This window comes from Paraburkholderia phenoliruptrix, assembly GCF_902859825.1.
In the GTDB taxonomy this organism is placed as follows: Bacteria; Pseudomonadota; Gammaproteobacteria; order Burkholderiales; family Burkholderiaceae; genus Paraburkholderia; species Paraburkholderia phenoliruptrix.
In genome coordinates, this window is the sequence record NZ_CADIKB010000031.1 from 60,164 (window position 1) to 82,397 (window position 22,234).

Below are 22,234 nucleotides of genomic sequence, written 5' to 3' on the forward strand. Positions count from 1 at the left end.
GGACTAGTCCGCTACCCGAAGACGCCACGACCTATCGCAAAAGCACGCGGCGCCCCCCCTGCGCTCCGCTTATCACGTCAGCGACGTATCGACGATCCGGCGCGGCGCTTCCAGATACTCCTTGCTCTGCATCTCGACGATGCGCGACACCGTGCGCGTGAATTCGTTGGCCATCGGGCCGTCCACATAAAGCTGCTCGGGCGGCACCGCAGCAGACATCAGCAGCTTCACCTTGTGGTCGTAAAACACGTCGATCAGCCACGTGAAGCGGCGCGCCTCCGACGCCATGCGCGCCGACATCTGCGGGACGGCGGAGAGGATCACTGCGTGGAAACGGCTCGCCAGTTCGAGGTAGTCGTTCTGCGAACGCGGACCGCCGCACAAGGTCGCGAAATCGAACCAGACGACGCCGTCGGCCTTGCGCAGCGCCTTCAACTCGCGCTTTTCGATGTGCAGGATCGGGCTCTCGTCAGGCACGGCGGCAAGACGCGCGAACGCGTCGCGCAGCGCCTTGTCGGCGGCTGCGCCGAGCGGCGTGTGATAGACCTCCACTTGCGCGAGCGTGCGCTGGCGATAGTCGATGCCCGCATCGACGTTGATGACATCGAGCTTCTGCTTGATGAGCTCGATGGCCGGCAGCATGCGGTCGCGGTGCAGGCCGTCCGGGTACAGCGTGTCCGGGTCGTAGTTGGAAGTCATCACGAACTGCACGCCGTTTTCGAACAGCTTGTCGAGCAGGCGGTACAGGATCATCGCGTCGGCAATGTCCGACACGTGGAATTCGTCGAAACAGATGAGCCGGTAGCGCTTCGCCACGCGGCGCGCGAGTTCGTCGAGCGGATCGGCCTGGCCTTTCAGTTCCTCGAGCTCGCGATGCACTTCGCGCATGAACTCGTGGAAATGCAGCCGCGTCTTACGCTGCACCGGCACGATCATGTAGAAGCTGTCCATCAGAAAGCTCTTGCCGCGCCCCACGCCGCCCCACATGTAGACGCCGCGCGGCTGGTCGGGATGATTGATGAGCTTCTTGAACGCGTTCGAGCGACGCGATTTGTACTCGACCCACTCTTCGTAGCACCGCTGCAGCCGGTCCACCGCCCCGCGCTGCGCCGGGTCCGATTGATAACCCCGCGTCTGCAGTTCTTTTTCGTAGTATTCGGTGACGTTCATTGTGTTGCTGCAAAAAGAAAGGCGGGGGGGAATGAACCCGCCCGCCTTGTGATGCCGGAATTGCCAGTGCGTTCAGTCAGGCGTGCGCGATTACATGTTCAGCGCGCGCTTGTCCACGGCGAGCGCCGCTTCGCGCATGACTTCCGACAGCGACGGGTGCGGATGGCAGATGCGGCCGATGTCTTCCGACGCCGCCTTGAATTCCATCGCCACCACGGCTTCTGCGATCAGATCCGATGCGTTTGCCGCGATGATGTGCACGCCGAGCAGTTCGTCGGTCTTCGCGTCGGCGATCATCTTGACGAAACCATCCGCCTTGTTGATGCCGAGCGCGCGGCCATTGGCCATGAACGGGAACTGGCCCGACTTGATCTCGCGGCCTTCCGCCTTCAGCTGCTGCTCGGTCTTGCCGACCCACGCGATTTCCGGCTCGGTGTAGATCACCCACGGAATGCAGTTGTAGTCGATATGCGGCTTCTGGCCGTCGATGATCTCGGCCACCAGCACGCCTTCGTCTTCGGCCTTGTGCGCTAGCATCGGGCCGCGCACCACGTCGCCGATTGCGTAAACGTTCGGCACGGCCGTCGCGCAATGATCGTCCACGTCGATGAAGCCGCGCTCGTTGGTTTTCAGACCGATCGCTTCGAGACCCAGGTTGTCCGTGTTCGGCACGCGGCCGATCGACACGATCAGGCGGTCGGCTTCGAGCTTCTGCGCGTTGCCGTCCTTGTCCGTGTAGTTGATCGTGACGCTGTTCGCGGTGGTCGTGACTTCGCCGACCTTCACGCCGACATGAATGTCGAGACCCTGCTTCTTGAACTGCTTGGCCGCTTCCTTCGAAAGCGCCTGGTCAGCCGCGCCGAGGAATTCCGGCAGCGCTTCCAGCACGGTCACTTCCGCGCCGAGGCGGCGCCACACCGAGCCGAGTTCCAGACCGATCACGCCTGCGCCGATCACGGCGAGCTTCTTCGGAGCGGAGTCGAAGGACAGCGCGCCTTCGTTGTCGGCGACAATCTTGTTGTCGACCGGAATGTTCGGCAGATGACGCGCCTTCGAGCCCGTCGCAATGATCACGTTCTTCGCCGTGACCACTTCGGTCTCGCCCTCGCCGCTCACCTCGATCTGCACGCCGGCGTCCGTCTTGCCGGTGAACTTGCCGTGGCCCTTGAGCCACGTGATCTTGTTCTTGCGGAACAGGAATTCGATACCCTTCGTCATCTTTTCGACGATGCCGTCTTTGCGGGCCATCATCTTCGAGATGTCGACCTTGACGTTTTCCACGGAAATGCCGTGGTCGGCGAGGTGATGCGATGCGTTTTCAAACTCTTCCGACGACGCGAGCAGCGCCTTCGACGGAATGCAACCCACGTTCAGACAGGTGCCGCCGAGCTTCAGCGCGCCGGCCGGGTTCTTCCATTTTTCGATACATGCGACGGTCTTGCCGAGCTGCGCTGCGCGAATGGCGGCGATATAACCGCCAGGGCCTGCGCCGATCACGACGACGTCAAATTCTTTGGACATGACAATCCTTTTGATGACGGAACGGCGCGGCCACGCTTCGTGGCGCGTCTCGCTCCAGTACTGCGGAATGCAAAAGACGTGATGCTTGCCTGAACTCTTCAAATGGCGCCGGCTTGCGCGTTTTGCAAGCCGGCGCCTCGCGAATCCGCGATAAACCCGTGATTACAGGTCGAGCAGCAGGCGCGCCGGGTCTTCCAGCGCATCCTTCATCGCGACGAGCGACAGCACGGCTTCGCGGCCGTCGATGATGCGGTGGTCGTACGACAGCGCCAGATAGTTCATCGGGCGGATCACGATCTGGCCGTTTTCCACGACCGCGCGTTCCTTCGTGGCGTGCACGCCGAGAATCGCGGACTGCGGCGGGTTGATAATCGGCGTCGACAGCATCGAGCCGAACACGCCGCCGTTCGAGATGGAGAACGTACCGCCCGTCATTTCTTCGATGGACAGCTTGCCGTCCTTCGCCTTCTGACCGAATTCGGCGATCTTCTTCTCGATTTCAGCGAGGCTCAGCTGATCTGCATTGCGCAGGATCGGCACCACCAGACCGCGCGGCGAACCGACCGCGATACCGATGTCGAAGTAGCCGTGATAAACGATGTCGTTACCGTCGATCGACGCGTTCACGAGCGGGAACTTCTTCAGCGCATGCACGGCCGCCTTCACGAAGAACGACATGAAGCCGAGCTTCACGCCGTGTTCCTTTTCGAACTTGTCCTTGTACTTGTTGCGCAGGTCCATCACCGGCGCCATGTTCACTTCGTTGAACGTGGTCAGGATCGCGTTGGTTTGCTGCGATTCGAGCAGACGCTCGGCGATACGCGCGCGCAGACGCGACATCGGCACGCGTTGTTCCGGGCGGTCTTTCAGCCATTGATCGGCCGATGCGGGCGCCTTCACGTCCGGCAGCGACGGCTTCGCAGCCTTCGGTGCAGCGGCCGGTGCCGGCGCAGCAGCCTTGGCAGCCGGTGCACCTGCCGTCAGCACGTCGCCCTTGGTGATGCGGCCGTCGCGGCCCGTGCCGGCGACGTCGCCGGCGGAGAGGCCCTTCTCCGCCATCAGCTTGCCGGCAGCCGGCGAAGCAGCGGTGTTCGCACCCACCGCGGAGGCAGCTTGCGCAGCCGGTGCAGCGGCCGGTGCCGGAGCGGCGACCGGAGCCGGCTTCACTTCGGCTTCGACGGCAGCGGCGCCAGCCTTGCCTTCCGTATCGATCTTGGCGATCACCTGATCGGCCGTGACGGTGTCGCCGTCGTTCGCGATGACTTGCGCGAGCACGCCGGCCGAGGGTGCCGGCACTTCGAGCACGACCTTGTCGGTCTCGATTTCGATGAGAATTTCGTCCTGAGCAACAGCCTCGCCGGGCTTTTTCTTCCACTGCAGCATCGTGGCTTCCGAGACCGACTCGGACAGCTGGGGAACCTTGACTTCAACAATAGCCATTATGAATATCCTGAATACGTATCGGGTGACGGCGCGGTGAACGACGACCGCCTGCGAACCCTGCGTGCCGCGCCTGCCCCTCGACGGGTGGCCCAACGCGGCACGGGAAAGCGCGATGCGCTTTCCCGGTTCGTCTCGTTGCTTTATTTAGCGATCGACGCGCTCTTGAGGCGGCCGAAAGCGCCTTCGACCAGCGCCTTCTGCTGCTCGTAGTGCTTCGCGTAGTAGCCCACTGCCGGCGAAGCCGAAGCCGGACGGCCGCTGTATGCCAGCTTCTGTCCTTCCTTCATGCCTTCCTTCAGGTGATGCTCGATGTAGAACCACGGGCCCTGATTCTGCGGCTCGTCCTGCACCCACACCACTTCGGTCGCGTTGTCGTACTTCTTCATTTCCGCTTCGAACTGCTTGTGCGCGAAGGGATACAGCTGTTCGATACGGATGATCGCGACGTCGTTCGACTTCGCTTCGCGGCGATGCGCGACGAGGTCGTAGTACACGCGGCCCGAGCACACCAGCACGCGCTTGACCTTCTTCGCGTCGATGGCCTCGTCCACTTCGCCGAGCACCGGCTGGAACGAACCTTTCGCCAGTTCCGACAGGTCCGACACCGCTTCCTTGTGGCGCAGCAGCGATTTCGGCGTTGCGACGATCAGCGGCTTGCGGAACAGGCGGATCATCTGACGGCGCAACAGGTGGAAAATCTGCGCCGGCGTGGTCGGCTGAACGACCTGCATGTTGTGGTCTGCGCACAGTTGCAGGAAACGCTCGATACGCGCGGACGAGTGCTCCGGACCCTGGCCTTCGTAGCCGTGCGGCAGCAACATGGTCAGGCCCGACACGCGGCCCCACTTCACTTCGCCCGACGAGATGAACTGGTCGATCACGACTTGCGCGCCGTTCACGAAGTCGCCGAACTGCGCTTCCCACGCGACGAACGTGTTCGGTTCAGCGGTCGAGTAACCGTATTCGAAACCGAGCACCGCTTCTTCCGACAGCACCGAGTCGATCACCGTGAACTTCGCCTGACCTTCGGCGATGTTCTGCAGCGGCACGTAGGTGCCGTCGTTCCAGCGCTCGCGGTTCTGGTCGTGCAGCACCGCGTGACGGTGCGTGAACGTACCGCGGCCCGAGTCCTGGCCGGTCAGACGCACGGCGTAGCCCGAAGCGACCAGCGAAGCGAACGCGAGGTGCTCGCCCATGCCCCAGTCGAGCTTGGCCTCGCCGCGGCCCATGGCGCGACGGTCGTTGATCACGCGCTCGACGAGCGGGTGAACCTTGAAGTTTTCCGGAATCGTGGTGATGCGCTCGGCGAGGCGCTTCAGTTCCGCGAGCGGCACGGCCGTGTCGGCTGCGTCGGTCCACTTGCGGTTCAGGAACGGCACCCAGTCCACCGCGTACTTGCTCTTGTAGTTCGAGAGCACCGGGTCGACCGTGTGATGGCCTTCGTCCATCGCCTTGCGATACGCCTTGACGTACTCTTCCGCGTCTTCGGCGGTGATCACGCCTTGCTGGACCAGCTTTTCGGCATACAGCGCGCGCGTGCCCGGATGCTTGGCGATGGTCTTGTACATCAGCGGCTGCGTCACAGCCGGCGTGTCCTGCTCGTTGTGACCCAGCTTACGGAAGCAGACGATGTCGACCACGACGTCCTTGTGGAACTGCATCCGGAAGTCGATAGCCAGCTGCGTGGCCAGCACGACTGCTTCCGGATCGTCGCCGTTCACGTGCAGCACCGGCGCCTCGATCATCTTGACGACGTCCGAGCAGTACAATGTGGAGCGCGAGTCGCGCGGGTCCGACGTGGTGAAGCCGATCTGGTTGTTGATGACGATGTGCAGCGTGCCGTGCGTGCCGTAACCGCGCGTTTGTGCGAGGTTCAGCGTTTCCATTACGACGCCCTGGCCCGCGAAAGCGGCGTCGCCGTGAATCTGCACCGGCAGCACCTGCGTGCCGCTGTCGTCGCCGCGGCGATCCATACGCGCCTTCGCCGAACCCTCGACCACCGGGTTGACGATTTCGAGGTGCGACGGGTTGAACGCGAGCGACAGGTGAACCGGGCCGCCTTCCGTCGAGACGTCCGACGAGAAGCCCTTGTGGTACTTCACGTCGCCGGCCGGCAGGTCGTCGACGTGCTTGCCTTCGAATTCGGCGAACAGGTCGGCGGGCATCTTGCCGAGCGTATTGACCAGCACGTTCAGACGGCCGCGGTGGGCCATGCCGATGACGATTTCCTGCACGCCGCGGGCACCGCCGTGACGCACGACCTCGTCCATGGCCGCGATGAAGCTTTCGCCGCCTTCCAGCGAGAAGCGCTTCTGGCCGACGTACTTGGTGTGGAGGAAGCGCTCGAGGCCTTCAGCGGCCGTCAGGCGATTCAGGATGTGCTTTTTCTTCTCGTTCGAGAAATTCGGCGTGGAGCGGATCGACTCCAGCTTTTCCTTCCACCAGCGCTTCTGTTCCGGATCGCTGATGTACATGTATTCGGCGCCGATCGTGCCGCAATACGTGTCGCGCAGCGCCTTGACGATCTCGCGCAGCGACGCGCGCTCGAAGCCGAAATACAGATTAGTGGCGCTGTACTCCTGGTCCATGTCGGCTTCGGTGAAGTCGTAGAACGCAGGCTCGAGTTCGGGAATGGCGGGACGTTCGCGGCGCTTCAGAGGATCCAGGTTGGCCCATTGCGAGCCGAGGAAGCGATATGCGCCGATGAGGGACTGCACATAGACTTGCTTTCGCGCGGTAGCGAGGTCTTCGCCGCCGGTTGCGGTGCGCGGGATGAAGGCATTGGCCTTGGCCCGTTGCGCAAACGATTCGACGATCGGGCCATGGGCCACGTCGTTGGCATTGCTGCCGTCCGACGCAGGAACATTCTGCAACGCGTCGAAATAGCTGCGCCAGTTCTCGGGCACTGACGCCGGATTGTCGAGATATGCTTCGTACATTTCTTCTACGTACGGAGCATTGCCGCCGAACAGATAAGAGTTCGACTGGAATTGCTTCATCATTTTTACGCTCACCTTTCTTCGAGTTTCTCGAGAAATAGCGGGTTACAGAACCTTCCGCGACACGGCCTGACCGTTTAGCGGATTGCGCGAATCAAGTCTTGCTTGGAAGGACCTAAAACTTGCACCCGGGGAGCATATCACATAACGGATAGTCCAGATAGCAGGCGAATTGCCGCCCGAGCCCGGCGCGACGGGCTTTCGCGGCGATTGCCGCAATCCGCAACAGTTTTCTGCGAATAACGGCGACCAACGGGTGACGAAAAGCGCGGAAGCACCGCATGAGTAACGGACAAACGCACATAAACGAACAGCGAACCTGCGCGAAATTCCTATAACGTTTGATGCATAGGCGGAAATGAAAAAGCCACCCGAAGGTGACTTCGGGTGGCTTCAGGTAGCTTCTGGACAACCGGCGAAACTGAAACGCCGGCGCTCGTTTTAGTCCACAGCGCCCTTGCGGCTGGCGGCACGGCGCTCGTGCTCCTTCAGATAGCGCTTGCGCAGACGGATGGATTGCGGCGTGACTTCGACCAGTTCGTCGTCGTCGATGAATTCGACCGCGTATTCCAGCGACAACTGGACCGGCGGCACGAGGCGCACGGCTTCGTCGGTGCCCGACGCACGCACGTTGGTGAGCTGTTTGCCCTTGATCGGGTTCACGACGAGGTCGTTGTCGCGGCTGTGAATGCCGATGATCATGCCTTCATACAGCGCGTCGCCCGGCGACACGAACATGCGGCCGCGATCCTGCAGCTTCCACAGCGCGTAAGCGACGGCCGCGCCGTCGTCCTGCGAAATCAGCACGCCGTTGCGGCGCTCGCCGACCGCGCCTTCCTTGACCGGCTGGTACGAGTCAAACGTATGGCTCATCAGGCCCGTGCCGCGCGTGAGCGTGAGGAATTCCGACTGGAAGCCGATCAGGCCGCGCGCCGAAATACGGTATTCGAGACGCGTGCGGCCGCGGCCGTCCGACGCCATGTCGAGCATTTCACCCTTGCGGCGGCCGAGCTCTTCCATCACGCCGCCCTGGTGCGCGTCTTCCATGTCGACGGTCAGGTTTTCGTACGGCTCGTGCTTCACGCCGTCGATTTCCTGCATCACCACGCGGGGACGCGACACAGCCAGCTCGTAGCCCTCGCGACGCATGTTCTCGACCAGAATGGTCAGGTGCAGCTCGCCGCGGCCTGCCACTTCGAAGGTGGTTTCGTCGCCGGTGTCTTTCACGCGCAGCGCGACGTTGTGGTTCAGTTCCTTCATCAGGCGGTCACGAATCTGACGGCTCGTGACGAACTTTCCTTCGCGACCGGCGAGCGGCGACGAATTGACGAGGAAGTTCATGGTCAGCGTCGGTTCGTCGACGGTGATCATGGGCAGCGCTTCCGGCTGTTCCGGCGAGCAGATGGTCACGCCGATGCCGATTTCCTCGATACCGTTGATGAGCACGATGTCGCCTGCTTCAGCCGAGTCGACCTGCACGCGCTCGAGGCCCTTGAACGACAGCACCTGGTTGATCTTGCGGTTCAGGATCGCGCCGTCGGGACCCGAACGCACGGCGACCGCCATGCCCGGCTTGATGCGGCCGCGCGTGATACGACCTACGCCGATACGGCCCACATACGACGAATAGTCGAGCGAGGTGATCTGCAGCTGCAGCGGACCTTCCGGGTCAGCCGCACGCACCGGCACGTGCTTGAGCACCGCCTCGAAAAGCGGGCGCATGTCGCCTTCCCGCACGTCGGGCGTGAGGCCCGCGTAGCCGTTCAGGCCCGAGGCGTAGACGATCGGGAAGTCGAGCTGTTCGTCCGTTGCGCCGAGCTTGTCGAACAGATCGAACGTCTGGTTGATCACCCAGTCCACGCGCGCGCCCGGACGGTCCACCTTGTTGACCACGACGATCGGCTTCAGGCCGAGCGCGAGCGCCTTCTTGGTGACGAAGCGCGTTTGCGGCATCGGACCTTCCACGGCGTCGACGAGCAGCAGCACCGAGTCGACCATGGACAGCACGCGTTCCACTTCGCCGCCGAAGTCGGCGTGGCCCGGGGTGTCGACGATATTGATGTGCGTGCCTTCGTATTCGACCGCGCAGTTCTTCGACAGGATCGTGATGCCACGTTCCTTTTCGATGTCGTTCGAATCCATCACCCGTTCGGCAACCTGCTGGTTGTCGCGGAACGTGGCGGTCTGACGGAGGAGCTGGTCGACGAGCGTAGTCTTGCCGTGGTCGACGTGGGCAATGATGGCGATGTTGCGTAGGGCGCGGGTCATAGGAACCTGGAGACAGTTGAGTGCGCCGCTTGCTCATGCCGCTTACCCCTGCCGCTCACCCTTCTACCAGGCAATACGAGGACAAATGTACGACAAGCCCAAAGCGCACTTTTGGGAACCCAACATTATAGCACGCACTGGTGACGCTTTCTGGTATTCCCCGATAGCGGACGCCGCCGCGCCCCTTTCTCCCGCCGCGACGCCGACGGCGGCCCACGCCCAAGCCTACGCAAAAACGCGCCGATTCGTTCTTGAGTGCGGAAAGTTCCTTGCCTAAGCTGTAATAACGCTTGCCGCGTCAATCATCCAACTCTTATAATCGTGCCTAGTCAACCATTGCATTCGCACGAGAATCATGACGGAGCCGTCCCCCACACCCGCGCCGGAGATCAGCGAGTACCAGCTTGGCGAAAGCGTCGGCTACCTGCTCTCGCGCGTGAAGTCGACCATGTCGAACCTGGTCACCCAGCGCAGCATGGCGGAACTCGGCATCACCAGCCAGCAGGGCAGCATCCTGTTCATGGTGGCGAGCGGCAAGTGCCTCCTGGCCGCCGAACTGGCGCGCGAATACGGGATCGACGCGAGCGCCGTCACGCGCCTGATCGACCGGCTGGAAAAGCGCGGGCTGCTCACCCGGGTGCGCAGCAATGAGGACCGGCGCGCCGTGCGCCTCGCGCTCACGCCGGAAGGCCACGCCATCGCGGCAAAAATGCCGAAAATTTTCACCGGCGTGCTGGACAGCCTGCTCGCCGGCTTCACGCCGGAGGAAGTGGGTTTTCTGAAGAGCATGCTGCGCCGCGTACTCATCAATTCCGGCGAATGCACCGCGCTGACCCGTGATCCGGCAAGTAATTCTGAGAGCAAGTTCTAAAAAATTGCTTGCAGCGTCCATCATTACATTCCACTCAAAGAGTCGAGCGATGAAATCCCTTTCCCTGTCCGCGTCCGCGCTTTCGAGCCGGGCCGCTGTCGCCGCCGCGGCGGCAGCGCTCGCCCTCACAGGGTGCGCGAACTACTTCGGTGTCAAGAGCGACAAGCAGATTTCGTCGCCGGCGCAGTACGAGTCCACGCAGAGCCTCGCGGGCCAGGCGGGCCAGTGGCCCTCGCTTGACTGGGCCAACCAGTTCGACGATCCCCAACTGCCGAAACTGATTGCCGAAGCGCTGGAAGGGAACCCGTCGATCGCGCAGGCGCAGGCGCGCCTCGCGAAGGCCTCGTCCTATATAGAAAGCTCGCGCTCGGCGCTGTACCCGAAAGTCACGGGCAGCTATTCGTGGACGCGCGAGCTGCTCTCGGGCAACGCGCTCTACCCGCCTCCGTACGGCGGCTCCTGGTATAGCGAGAACAACGCGCTGGCAAGCGCCTCGTGGGACCTCGACCTGTGGGGCAAGAACCGTCAGCGGCTCGGCCAGGCCGTATCGCAGGAAAAAGCGGCCGAGGCCGACATGCAGCAGGCGCGCGTGACGCTCGCGGCGTCGGTGGCGAGCACCTACAACCAGCTTGCGCAGCTGTACGCGCTGCGCGACATCGCCGCGCGCGAGATCCAGAACCGTCAGGAGATCGGCCGCATCACGAACGGCCGCGTCGCGGCCGGTCTCGACACCAATGTCGAACGCCAGACCGCGAACGGCAATATCGCGACGAGCCAGTCCAACCTGACCGATCTCGAAGGTCAGATCACAGTGGTGCGCTATCAGTTGGGCGCGCTGCTCGGCAAGGGTCCGGACCGCGGCCTGCAGATCGCGCAGCCGGCGCTCGGCGTAGGCGGCACGGTCGCGTTGCCCGACAACCTGCCTGCCGATCTCGTCGCACGTCGCGCCGATATTGTGGCCGCGCGCTGGCAGGTCGAAGCGGCCATGCACGACGTGAAGGAAGCCAAGGCCGAGTTTTTCCCCGACGTGAACCTCGCCGCGGGGTTCGGCTTCGACGCGTTCGGCTGGGGCCGCTTTCTGCGGGCCGGCAGCCGCCAGATGCAGTTCGGCCCGGCCATCCATCTGCCCATTTTCGACGCGGGCGCGCTCCGCTCGCAGTTGAAGGGCCGTTACGCCGACTTCGATCTCGACGTCGCCAATTACAACCAGACGCTGATCAACGCATTGTCGGACGTCGCGACGCAAGTCTCGTCGATCCGCTCGATCGACCAGCAATCGGGCGACGCACAGCGCGCGCTCGACGCCTCCACGAAGGCCTATCAGCTTGCGGTGATCCGCTACAAGGCGGGTCTGTCGCCGCAATTGCAGGTGCTGACCGCCGACCAGAACCGCCTCGCCGCCGAACAGACGGTCACGACCCTGAAGATGCGCCGCCGCGATCTGCAGATCGGCCTCATCAAGGCGCTGGGCGGCGGTTTTGACGCAACGCAGACGGGCCTCGTCGTGCCGACCGGCGAACACGGCCCCGCGCCGGCCGCAGCGGCGCCTGCCGCGACCACGGCGGCAAAATAGGCGGCGCGAAGCGCACGTGGACCGACTGCAACGAAGCACACGAACATCCGAATAAACGACGACGTTTGAGAGAACCCGGAGCACATCAATGAGCACCCCCCAGCAGCCCGCGGCTACGAACCAACCGGCCCAGCCGAACAAGCCGGCACAACCGGCGAACAACGGCAAACGCAAGCGCATGATGACGCTGCTCGTCATCGTGATCCTGATCGCGGCCATCGCGTACGGCCTCTACTACTTCCTCGTGGCGCGCTTTCACGAAGACACCGACGACGCCTACGTGAACGGCAACGTCGTGCAGATCACGCCGCAGGTCACCGGCACGGTCGTCGCAGTCAACGCGGACGACACGCAGACCGTCAAGGCCGGCGATCCGCTCGTCGTACTGGACCCCGCCGACGCGCGCGTCGCGCTCGAACAGGCCGAAGCGAATCTCGCGCCGACCGTGCGCCAGGTGCGCGGCCTCTTCGCCGACGACAACCAGTACCAGGCGCAGGTCGCGCAGCGTCAGGCCGACCTGTCGCGCGCACAGGACGACCTGAAGCGCCGTCTGACGGTGGCGCAGACCGGAGCCGTCTCGCAGGAAGAAATTTCCCATGCGCGCGACGCCGTGAAGAGCGCCCAGGCCGCCGTCGACGCCGCGCAGCAACAGCTCGCGTCGAACCGCGCACTGACGGCGAACACCACCATCGCGAATCACCCGAACGTGCAGGCCGCGGCCGCCAAGGTCCGCGACGCCTACCTGAACAACGCGCGCAACACGCTGCCCGCACCCGTCACCGGCTATGTCGCGAAGCGCTCGGTGCAGGTCGGCCAGCGCGTGTCGCCCGGCACTCCGCTGATGGCGATCGTGCCGCTCGGCGGCGTGTGGGTCGACGCCAACTTCAAGGAAGTGCAGCTGAAGCACATGCGCATCGGCCAGCCGGTCGAGCTGACGGCCGACGTGTACGGTTCGTCGGTCGTCTATCACGGCAAGGTGGTCGGCTTCTCCGCGGGCACGGGTTCGGCGTTCTCGCTGTTGCCCGCGCAGAACGCGACCGGCAACTGGATCAAGGTGGTGCAGCGCCTGCCGGTGCGTATCGCGCTCGACCCGCAGGAGCTTGAAAAGCACCCGCTGCGTATCGGTCTGTCGATGCAGGCCGACGTCAGCATCAAGGACGAAAACGGCGGCCAGCTGGGCGACGCGCAGAACACCGTCTATCAGACGAACGTGTTCGCCAAGTACGGCGACGAAGCCGACGCGGAAATTGCCCGCATCATCGCGGAAAACGCAGGTCCGAACGCCGGCACGCAAAAGGCCGTGCAGTCCAGCACCGCCCGCCCCGCGGCTTCCAACCTGATGTAAGCCGCGCGGCGACTCATACAAGGTTTCACTGAATGGCTCAGGCTCAGGCGCAAGTCCCTCATCCGCCGCTCGAGGGCGCGCAACTGGTGATCGGCACCATCGCGGTGTCGCTCGCCGTTTTCATGAACGTGCTCGATACGTCGATTGCGAACGTCTCGATTCCGTCCATTTCCGGCGACCTCGGCGTGTCGTCGGATCAGGGCACGTGGGTGATCACGTCGTTCGCGGTCGCCAACGCGATCTCGGTGCCGCTGACCGGCTGGCTCACCGAGCGCATCGGCCAGGTGCGCCTCTTCATGGCGTCGATCGTGCTGTTCGTGATCTCGTCGTGGATGTGCGGCCTCGCGCCCACGCTGCCCTTCCTGCTCGCCTCGCGCGTGCTGCAAGGCGCGGTGGCCGGGCCGATGATTCCGCTCTCGCAAACGCTGCTGCTCGCGAGCTATCCGCGTGCAAAGGCGCCCATGGCGCTCTCCATGTGGGCGATGACCACGTTGATCGCGCCAGTTGCCGGCCCGATTCTCGGCGGCTGGATCTCGGACAACATCTCGTGGCCGTGGATCTTCTACGTCAACATTCCCGTCGGCGCCATTGCGGCCGCAGCCACGTGGATGATCTTTCGCAACCGCGATTCCGTCATCAGAAAGGCGCCGATCGACGGCGTGGGGCTCGGCCTGCTGATCGTCTGGGTGGGCGCGCTGCAGATCATGCTCGACAAGGGCAAGGATCTCGACTGGTTTTCGTCGACCACGATCGTCGTGCTGGCGCTCGTGGCGGTGATTGCGCTGGCGTTTTTCATCGTGTGGGAACTGACGGCCGAGCATCCGGTGGTCGATCTCTCGCTTTTCAGCAAGCGCAACTTCACAGGCGGCACGGTCGCGCTGTCGGTCGGCTACGGTCTGTACTTCGGCAACCTCGTGCTGCTGCCGCTGTGGCTGCAAACCGATATCGGCTACACCGCCACTGAAGCCGGTCTCGTGATGGCGCCCGTCGGTCTCTTCGCCGTGCTGCTCTCGCCGATCACGGGCAAGATCCTGCCGCGCACCGATCCGCGCTACATCGCGACGCTCTCGTTCCTCGTGTTCGCACTGTGTTTCTGGATGCGCTCGCGCTACACGACCGGCGTGGATACCTACTCGCTTTTGCTGCCCACGCTGATTCAGGGCATCGGCATGGCCGGGTTCTTCATTCCGCTCGTGTCGATTACGCTGTCGGGCTTGCCGGGCCAGCGGATTCCAGCGGCCTCGGGTCTGTCGAACTTCGTGCGGATCATGTGCGGCGGGATCGGCACGTCGATCTTCCAGACGGCGTGGGACCATCGCTCGATCATGCATCATGCGCAACTGACCGAGCGTGCGAACGCCTACAACCCGCTCTTCGATCAATCGATCCATCAAATGGGCGCCGCGGGTCTCACTCAGCCGCAAGCGTATGGACTTTTCAATTCGATGGTGACGCAGCAGGCTGCGCAACTGGGCGTGAACGACCTGTTCTTCGTTTCTGCCGGTATTTTCGTCGCGCTAATTGCGCTGATCTGGATCACGAAGCCGGAGAGAGCCGGTGGCGACGCCGGTGCAGCGGCGGCCGCGGCGCATTGAGTTTGGGTTTTGGCCGCGGCTTGTAGTCTCGTGTAGTCCGATATGAAAAGAAAAGCGGGACCGCTTGTTGGGCGGTCCCGCTTTTTTTTCTGCAACAGGCCCGCGGCCGCGGTCTTCGAACGCTCGCGCGACTCGCGACTTCTGCCGCCGCCGCTGCTGCCGGGCCACGCCACGCCGCGCCGCGCCAGAAGCCGCTAATTGGCCGCCGTAACCACGAGCCGTTCCGGGGCAAGCACGCCTTCTCCGCACTTCGCGACACCGAGCAGGCGGCCTTGCACCGCCGAGTAGACTCTCACACGCGACGCGCTCCTCGCGTCGGCACCCAGATCGAGTTCCGACAGTTTCAGCCGCTGACCATGCAGAAAGCGGCGCGTCGCGTCCTCGTCGAGATGCACGGACGGAAAAGTGGACAGCAACGCGTCGACCGGCTGCAACCACGCCTCGCGCTCGCTTTCCGTCGCGTCCGACAGCTGGTCGAGCGTGACTGAATGCTCGAGCGTCAGCGCGCCGACGCGGGTGCGCCGCAACGCCACCAGATGCGCACCACAGCCCAACGCCTCGCCGATATCCTCCGCGAGCGTGCGCACGTAGGTGCCCTTGCTGCACGTGACGCGAAACGTCACATCCGGCAGCGCGCAAGCGATCAGTTCGAGCGCATGGATCGTGACCTCACGCCCTGCCCGCTCGATGGTCTGACCCGCGCGCGCGTATTCGTAGAGCGGCTTGCCGTCGCGCTTGAGCGCCGAATACATCGGCGGAACCTGAACGATGTCGCCAAGGAATTGCGGCAGCGCGGCCCGCACCGCGGCTTCGTCGCAGGTCACCGCGCGCATGTCGACGCGCTCGCCCTCGGCGTCGCCGGTGGTCGTGCGAACGCCGAGGCGCATGGTGGCCTCGTAGGTCTTGTCCGCTTCGAGCAGATCTTGTGAAAACTTGGTGGCTTCGCCGAAACAGAGCGGCAACAGCCCGGTGGCGAGCGGGTCGAGCGTGCCGGTGTGGCCGGCTTTTTTCGCCAGGTAGAGGCGCTTCGCGCGAATCAGTGCGTCGTTGCTCGACAGGCCGAGCGGCTTGTCGAGCAACAGCACGCCGTCGAGCGCGCGACGCGGCACGCGGGGGCGTTGAGCTGCGGTCATGTCGGAAGACAGGTTGGGTAATGAGGCGGACCGGCGTGGAGCGCTGGGCGCAGCGCCGCGGGCAGTGAAGCGCGCGGCGTGGGTGCTGCCCGAGCCCTGCCGCAGCCACGCGCGACGCACCGGGGCGCACGGTGCACGGTGCGCGGCAAGCGTTAGTCGTCTTTCGCGCGGCTCGCGTTCGCCTCGTCGATGAGACGCGACATCTCGACGGCACGCTCGATCGTCTTGTCGTAATGGAAATGCAGCGTGGGCACCGTGTGAATGTGCAGGCGCTTGAACAACTGATTGTGCAAATGGCCGGCCGCGTGCGTGAGCGCCGCCAGCGTCTGCTGCGGATCGCCGGTCAAGGTCGTGAAATAGACCTTGGCGTGCGCATAGTCCGGCGTCAGCTCGACGCTCTGAATCGTGACGATGCCGATGCGCGGATCCTTGACCTCGCGCAGCAGCTCGGACAGATCGCGCTGGATCTGATCGGCGATCTGCACGTTGCGATTGGGTGAAGAACGTTTCTTAGGCATGGTGTTGTGTGATCCGTGGTAACGGATGCAAAAAAAGTTCGCGGCCGCGCGGCAACAACGAGCGCGGCGTTCGCGGAGCGCGACCGCTTGGGCGGCGCGCAACGGCAGGCCCAAAAACAACGGGCGGAGTGGGCGTTGATGCCCGCTCCGCCCCTGGAACCCTTGCCGCGTGACTTACAGCGTACGCGCGACTTCGGTGACTTCGAAGACTTCGAACTGATCGCCTTCGACGATGTCGTTGAAGTTCTTGATCGACATACCGCACTCGAAGCCCTGGCGGACTTCCTTCACGTCGTCCTTGAAGCGCTTGAGCGAATCCAGCTCGCCCGTGAAGATGACGACGTTGTTGCGCAGCACGCGCACCGACGACGAGCGCTTGACGAAGCCGTCCGTGACCATACAGCCTGCCACTGCGCCGATCTTCGGCACCTTGAAGACCTGACGCACTTCGACGGTACCCGTCACGACTTCGCGCTTCTCCGGCGCCAGCATGCCCGACATCGCGGCCTTCACCTCATCCACTGCGTCGTAGATGATGTTGTAGTAGCGAATGTCCACGCCGTTGGCCTCGGCCAGCTTGCGAGCCTGTGCATCCGCCCGCGTGTTGAAGCCGATGATGACCGCCTTCGAAGCCGTTGCCAGGTTGACGTCGGATTCGCTGATGCCGCCGACGGCGCCGTGCACGATCTGGACGCGCACTTCGTCGGTCGAAAGCTTGAGCAGCGACTGCACGAGCGCTTCCTGCGAACCTTGCACGTCGGCCTTGACGATGAGCGGCATGTACTGCACTTCGCCTTCGCCCATCTGTTCCAGCATGTTCTCGAGCTTCGCGGCCTGCTGCTTGGCCAGCTTGACGTCGCGGAACTTGCCTTGACGGAACAGCGCGACTTCACGCGCCTTGCGCTCGTCCGGCATGACGATGACTTCTTCGCCCGCTTGCGGCACTTCCGACAGACCCTGGATTTCGACCGGGATCGACGGACCCGCCGACTTGGTCGGCTTGCCCGTTTCGTCGAGCATGGCTCGCACGCGACCGTAAGCGCTGCCTGCCAGCACCACGTCGCCGCGGTTCAGCGTACCGGACTGCACGAGAATCGTGGCGACCGGACCCTTACCCTTGTCGAGCTTCGCTTCGATGACGAGACCCTTGGCCGGCGCTTCGACCGGTGCCTTCAGTTCCAGCACTTCGGCTTGCAGCAGCACGTTTTCGAGCAGGTCGTCGATACCCGAGCCGGTCTTTGCCGACACCGGCACGAACGGCGAATCGCCACCGTACTCTTCCGGCACGACGCCTTCCGCAACCAGTTCCTGCTTGACGCGTTCCGGGTTCGCTTCCGGCTTGTCGATCTTGTTGATCGCGACGACGAGCGGCACGCCGCCGGCCTTCGCATGGGCGATCGCTTCCTTCGTTTGCGGCATCACGCCGTCGTCGGCTGCGACCACCAGAATCACGATGTCCGTTGCCTTGGCACCGCGGGCACGCATGGCCGTGAAGGCCTCGTGACCCGGCGTGTCGAGGAACGTGATCACGCCACGCGGCGTTTCGACGTGGTAAGCGCCGATGTGCTGCGTAATGCCGCCCGCTTCGCCCGCCGCAACCTTCGCGCGGCGGATGTAGTCGAGTAGCGACGTCTTGCCGTGGTCGACGTGACCCATGACGGTGACGACCGGCGGACGCGGCAATGCTTCCGCATCCGACACTTCGCCTTCCACCAGCAGGGCTTCCGGATCGTCCAGCTTGGCCGCGACCGCGTGATGGCCCAGTTCCTCGACGATGATCATCGCCGTTTCCTGGTCCAGCATCTGGTTGATGGTGACCATCTGGCCGAGCTTCATCATCGACTTGATGACTTCGGACGCCTTCACCGCCATCTTGTGCGCCAGGTCGGCGACCGTGATGGTTTCCGGCACGTGCACTTCACGCACGATCGGTTCGGTCGGCGCCTGGAACGTGGTGCCCTGGTCCTGATGCTTGCCGCGACCCTTCGGGCCGCCGCGCCAGCCGCGGTCGACGCCGCCGCTCGTATCGCCGCGCGTCTTGATGCCGCGGCGCTTGGCTGCGTCGTCCTGCCAGCCGCCCTTTCCACCCGGCTTCTTCTTGTCGCCGGCAGACGGCGTGGTGGTCGCGGCCGGAGCCGCTGCCGCCGGCTTGCGCGCGGCGCCCGGCGCCGGACGCGCCGCTTCGCCAGCCGGACGTGCCGGCTTGTGCAGCGTGCCCTTGGCTTCCGCGGCCTTGGCCGGCTCGGCGGGCTTCGGTGCCGGTTCCGGCGCCTTCACCTGCGCCTTGCGCGGCGTGTTCATCATTTCGCGGATCGCGCGTGCTTCGGCTTCCGCCGCGGCGCGGCGCTTCGCGATTTCTTCCTGCTCGGCACGCGCCTTTTCGGCAGCCTGACGCGCCGCGTCTTCCGCCTTCTTCGCCGCTTCGCGCTGGGCCGCGCGCTCAGCCGCGGCGCGCTCGTCGTCCTGCTCGGTGTCTTTCGCGACGGCCGGTTCGGCCGCCTTGGCAGGCGCCGCTTCGGCCTTCGCGGCCTCCGCCTTCTCGCGAGCCGCCGCCTCGGCCGCAGCCGCTGCGCGCTTCTTCGCCGCCTCTTCTTCCGCACGGCGACGCTCGGCTTCGGCCGCCTGCTCGCGTGCCTGGCGCTCGGCCTCTTCGCGTTCGAGCTGTTCCTGACGCGCCTTCAGTTCCTGCGCCTGCTTCTCGAGCAGTTCGGCTTCATGACGCGCTTCTTCTTCGCGGCGCTGGAGTTCGAGTTCCTCGGCGTCCGTGCTTTCAGCCACATGATTCGATGCTTCTCCGCCTTCAGCGGAGGTTTCGTCGCGGCGGACGAAAGTGCGCTTCTTGCGCACCTCAACCTGAATGGTGCGAGCCTTGCCCGTCGCATCGGACTGCTTGATCTCCGACGTATGCCGTTTCGTCAGCGTGATCTTGCGCTTGTCCGCATCAGTCGAGCCGTGAGACTTGCGCAAGTGGTCGAGCAGACGCGCCTTGTCCGTTTCGGACAAGGAGTCGGCTTCGCTCGCTTTGGTGACGCCCGCCGCCTGCAGCTGCTCGAGCAGCACGCCTGCAGGCATTTTCAGTTCCGCGGCAAATTGGGCTACGTTGTTACTCGCCATTCATTCCTCTTAATGCAAGGACCGATTCCTTGCGGTTAGCATCGGGTCATGCAGCCTCGCGGCCGCGTTCAATTTAGTGCGCCATGGTCATTTCTCACTGGAACCAGTGTTCACGTGCTTTCATGATCAACGCCTTAGCGGCATCCTCTTCCATTCCGGTCATCTCGACCAGCTCATCCACGGCCAGCTCGGCGAGTTCGTCGCGCGTCTGGATCTGATGTTCGGCCAGTTTTGCGAGCAGGTCGGCGTCCATGCCGTCCAGGCTCTTCAGGTCGAGCGCTACATTTTCGACCTTTTCTTCATTTGCGATCGCCATGGTCAACAACGCGTCGCGCGCGCGGTTGCGCAGTTCATGGACGGTGTCTTCGTCGAATGCCTCGATTTCGAGCATCTCGTTCAGCGGCACGTAAGCGATCTCTTCGAGGCTCGTGAAGCCTTCGTCGATCAGGATGTCGGCGACTTCTTCGTCGACATCGAGACGCGCCATGAACAGGTCGCGCAGAACACCGCGTTCCTGATTCTGCTTTTGCGCAGATTCGTCCGGCGTCATGATGTTGATCTGCCAGCCGGTGAGTTCACTGGCAAGACGCACGTTCTGGCCGCTGCGGCCGATCGCGACCGCCAGTTCGTTTTCGTCGACGACGACGTCCATCGAATGCTTTTCTTCGTCGACAACGATGGACTGGACGGCTGCCGGCGCGAGCGCGCCGATCACAAACTGGGCGGGATCCTCCGACCATAGCACGATGTCGACGTTTTCGCCACCGAGCTCGTTACGCACCGCCTGCACACGCGAACCGCGAATGCCGACGCAGGTGCCGATCGGGTCGATACGCTTGTCGTACGCGACCACGCCGATCTTGGCGCGCACGCCGGGGTCGCGCGCCGCCGCCTTGATTTCGAGCAGGCCCTGTTCGATTTCCGGCACTTCCATTTCGAACAGCTTCATCAGGAATTCGGGCGCCGTACGCGACAGTTCGATTTGCGGACCGCGCGCGGTGCGATCGACCTTTGCGATGTAGGCGCGCACGCGGTCGCCCACGCGCAGATTCTCCTTCGGAATCAGCTGATCGCGGCGCAGGAGCGCTTCGACACGGCCGGTTTCGACGATGAAGTTGCCCTTGTCGAGACGCTTCACCGAGCCGGTCATGATGTGCTCGCCGCGCTCGAGGAAGTCGTTCAGGATCTGCTCGCGCTCGGCGTCGCGCACCTTCTGCAGGATCACCTGCTTGGCGGCCTGCGCGCCGATACGGCCGAATTCGATGGACGGCACGGGTTCTTCGATGTAGTCGTCGATCTGGATTTCCGGCTTCTGCTCGCGTGCTTCGAACAGCAGGATTTCCTGATCCGGCTCCTGCAAACCGGCTTCGTCCGGCACCACTTTCCAGCGGCGAAACGTCTCGTGCTCGCCGCTTTCACGGTCGATATGGACGCGGATGTCCGCATCTTCTTCGAAGAGTTTCTTGGAGGCCGAAGCGAGAGCCGCTTCGAGCGCGGCAAATACCACGTCTTTGTCGACATTCTTCTCGCGTGCCAGCGCATCCACCAGCATCAACACTTCGCGACTCATTGTTTGCGGCTCCTAAAGTCAACTTTCGGAACGAGGCGTGCTTTGTCCATGTCCGCGAGCGTGAAATCGAGCATCGCGGCGCCTTCCTTCCCTTCAAATTCCAGACCGATGGTCTCGCCTTGCGGAGCATGCAAAATGCCCCGGTACGATTTCCGTCCGTCCAATGGCTTTTTTAATGTGATTACCGCCTCGCTGCCTGCGAAGCGTTCAAAATCCGCCAGTTTTTTCAGCGGACGATCGAGGCCCGGCGACGATACTTCGAGCCGCTCATAATCGATATTTTCGACCGTCAGTACGTGCTGGAGCTGACGCGTGACTTTCTCGCAGTCTTCGATCGCAATGCCGGCCGGCTGGTCGATATAGATACACAGCATGCCGCGCCCGGTGCGCTCGAGATCGACGAGCTCGTAGCCGAGTCCCACGACCGTGGTTTCAATCAGTTCCGTCAGTTGCACAGTGCCCTCTTAGATGTTCGCGCAGCGAGCCTGCCGCTTGTTCTGCAAACAACCAATGCGGGCCGCGCGCCTGGCCGGCGCACGTTCGTGCTACCCGAGATGCCGAACCACGATGAACTGAGCGGCAAAAAAAAATGGGCTAAACGCCCATCATCTTATTACCGGTGGTCGCACCTGAGCCGCACATGAAAAGCCGCACGCCCAGCGACTCCGCGATTGTAGCCATTTTTCAGGACAAACGCAAACCGCAGAGCGCCGCGCCAAGCGCATTTCCGCTTGATTTCATGGCGATCTTTCGACGATATGGCGGCGTTTGCTGACTTTGCAAGACGACGCCTGCGCAATCTGTCCCGACTATCGCCTCCACTCGGTTCACTTACGGCGCCGCCAGGCGCGGCAGCCTCGGTCAGCTCACCGCCGCGCATGGCTGCGGCTCGGCTCACGAGCGGCTCACGAGCGGCTCACAAGCGGCTCACGAGCGGCTCACAAGCGGCTCGATGCCGGATCGAGCAGAGCTTGCAGACTCTTCGCCCGCGCGATCAGCGCCCGCGCGAACGGCCGCGCGGAGCGCCGCCGCCGCGGTTTGCACCGCCGCCGGCGTTGCCGCCGCCTGCGCGGTTGCCGTTGCCGCGGTTGCCGCCCGGCGTACGATTGCCGCC

At 63.6% G+C, this 22,234-nt stretch carries 14 protein-coding genes; 4 read left to right on the plus strand and 10 right to left on the minus strand.

Translation table 11 applies throughout. The annotated features are described in order from the left end of the window. Positions 1 to 72 precede the first annotated feature (72 nt). From zapE to typA, 5 genes are all read right to left on the minus strand, one after another. Positions 73 to 1,170, minus strand: coding sequence for a cell division protein ZapE (gene zapE, locus HV711_RS24695; RefSeq protein WP_035478579.1), 1,098 nt, complete (start codon positions 1,168 to 1,170; stop codon positions 73 to 75). A 90-nt stretch (positions 1,171 to 1,260) separates the two neighbouring features. After that, entirely contained in the window at positions 1,261 to 2,691 is a 1,431-nt protein-coding gene (gene lpdA, locus HV711_RS24700) for a dihydrolipoyl dehydrogenase (protein WP_013588062.1), read from the minus strand. A 162-nt stretch (positions 2,692 to 2,853) separates the two neighbouring features. Continuing rightward, positions 2,854 to 4,131 carry a 2-oxoglutarate dehydrogenase complex dihydrolipoyllysine-residue succinyltransferase gene (odhB, locus tag HV711_RS24705; protein WP_035478578.1) on the minus strand — a complete coding sequence of 426 codons (1,278 nt, stop codon included), beginning with the start codon at positions 4,129 to 4,131 and terminating at the stop codon, positions 2,854 to 2,856. Positions 4,132 to 4,274: 143 nt separating this feature from the next. Then, on the minus strand, positions 4,275 to 7,136 hold the full coding sequence (locus HV711_RS24710) for a 2-oxoglutarate dehydrogenase E1 component (RefSeq protein ID WP_013588060.1): 2,862 nt from the start codon (positions 7,134 to 7,136) through the stop codon (positions 4,275 to 4,277). Positions 7,137 to 7,574: 438 nt separating this feature from the next. Next, positions 7,575 to 9,401 (minus strand): translational GTPase TypA, encoded by a 1,827-nt coding sequence (gene typA, locus HV711_RS24715; RefSeq protein ID WP_013588059.1) that lies wholly within the window; start codon positions 9,399 to 9,401, stop codon positions 7,575 to 7,577. Between the two features lie 355 nt (positions 9,402 to 9,756). On the opposite strand from typA, the gene HV711_RS24720 reads away from it, so the two are divergent. The 4 genes from HV711_RS24720 (at position 9,757) to HV711_RS24735 (ending at position 14,785) form a co-directional block, all read left to right on the plus strand. Further along, positions 9,757 to 10,272 carry a MarR family winged helix-turn-helix transcriptional regulator gene (locus HV711_RS24720; protein ID WP_015002381.1) on the plus strand — a complete coding sequence of 172 codons (516 nt, stop codon included), beginning with the start codon at positions 9,757 to 9,759 and terminating at the stop codon, positions 10,270 to 10,272. Positions 10,273 to 10,321: 49 nt separating this feature from the next. Then, on the plus strand, positions 10,322 to 11,845 hold the full coding sequence (locus HV711_RS24725) for an efflux transporter outer membrane subunit (RefSeq protein WP_028361085.1): 1,524 nt from the start codon (positions 10,322 to 10,324) through the stop codon (positions 11,843 to 11,845). 88 nt (positions 11,846 to 11,933) lie between these two features. Next, positions 11,934 to 13,190: an EmrA/EmrK family multidrug efflux transporter periplasmic adaptor subunit gene (locus HV711_RS24730; RefSeq protein WP_035478573.1), complete on the plus strand. Its 1,257-nt coding sequence runs from the start codon at positions 11,934 to 11,936 to the stop codon at positions 13,188 to 13,190. A gap of 32 nt (positions 13,191 to 13,222) precedes the next feature. Next, entirely contained in the window at positions 13,223 to 14,785 is a 1,563-nt protein-coding gene (locus HV711_RS24735; RefSeq protein WP_035478572.1) for a DHA2 family efflux MFS transporter permease subunit, read from the plus strand. A 194-nt stretch (positions 14,786 to 14,979) separates the two neighbouring features. On the opposite strand, the gene truB is transcribed toward HV711_RS24735, so the two are convergent. The 5 genes from truB to rimP all read right to left on the minus strand — a co-directional run bounded on the left by truB (position 14,980) and on the right by rimP (position 21,575). Further along, entirely contained in the window at positions 14,980 to 15,918 is a 939-nt protein-coding gene (gene truB, locus HV711_RS24740) for a tRNA pseudouridine(55) synthase TruB (protein WP_035478571.1), read from the minus strand. Between the two features lie 152 nt (positions 15,919 to 16,070). Next, the gene (rbfA, locus tag HV711_RS24745; RefSeq protein WP_013339565.1) at positions 16,071 to 16,436 is read right to left on the minus strand and encodes a 30S ribosome-binding factor RbfA; all 366 of its coding nucleotides are present in this window, start codon (positions 16,434 to 16,436) and stop codon (positions 16,071 to 16,073) included. Positions 16,437 to 16,610: 174 nt separating this feature from the next. Continuing rightward, positions 16,611 to 19,550, minus strand: a complete 2,940-nt coding sequence (infB, locus tag HV711_RS24750; RefSeq protein WP_035478569.1) for a translation initiation factor IF-2 — start codon at positions 19,548 to 19,550, stop codon at positions 16,611 to 16,613. Positions 19,551 to 19,644: 94 nt separating this feature from the next. Next, positions 19,645 to 21,120, minus strand: a complete 1,476-nt coding sequence (nusA, locus tag HV711_RS24755; protein WP_013588052.1) for a transcription termination factor NusA — start codon at positions 21,118 to 21,120, stop codon at positions 19,645 to 19,647. Then, positions 21,117 to 21,575 (minus strand): ribosome maturation factor RimP, encoded by a 459-nt coding sequence (gene rimP, locus HV711_RS24760; protein ID WP_006052964.1) that lies wholly within the window; start codon positions 21,573 to 21,575, stop codon positions 21,117 to 21,119. The genes nusA and rimP overlap by 4 nt, the downstream gene beginning before the upstream one ends. Positions 21,576 to 22,234 lie beyond the last annotated feature (659 nt).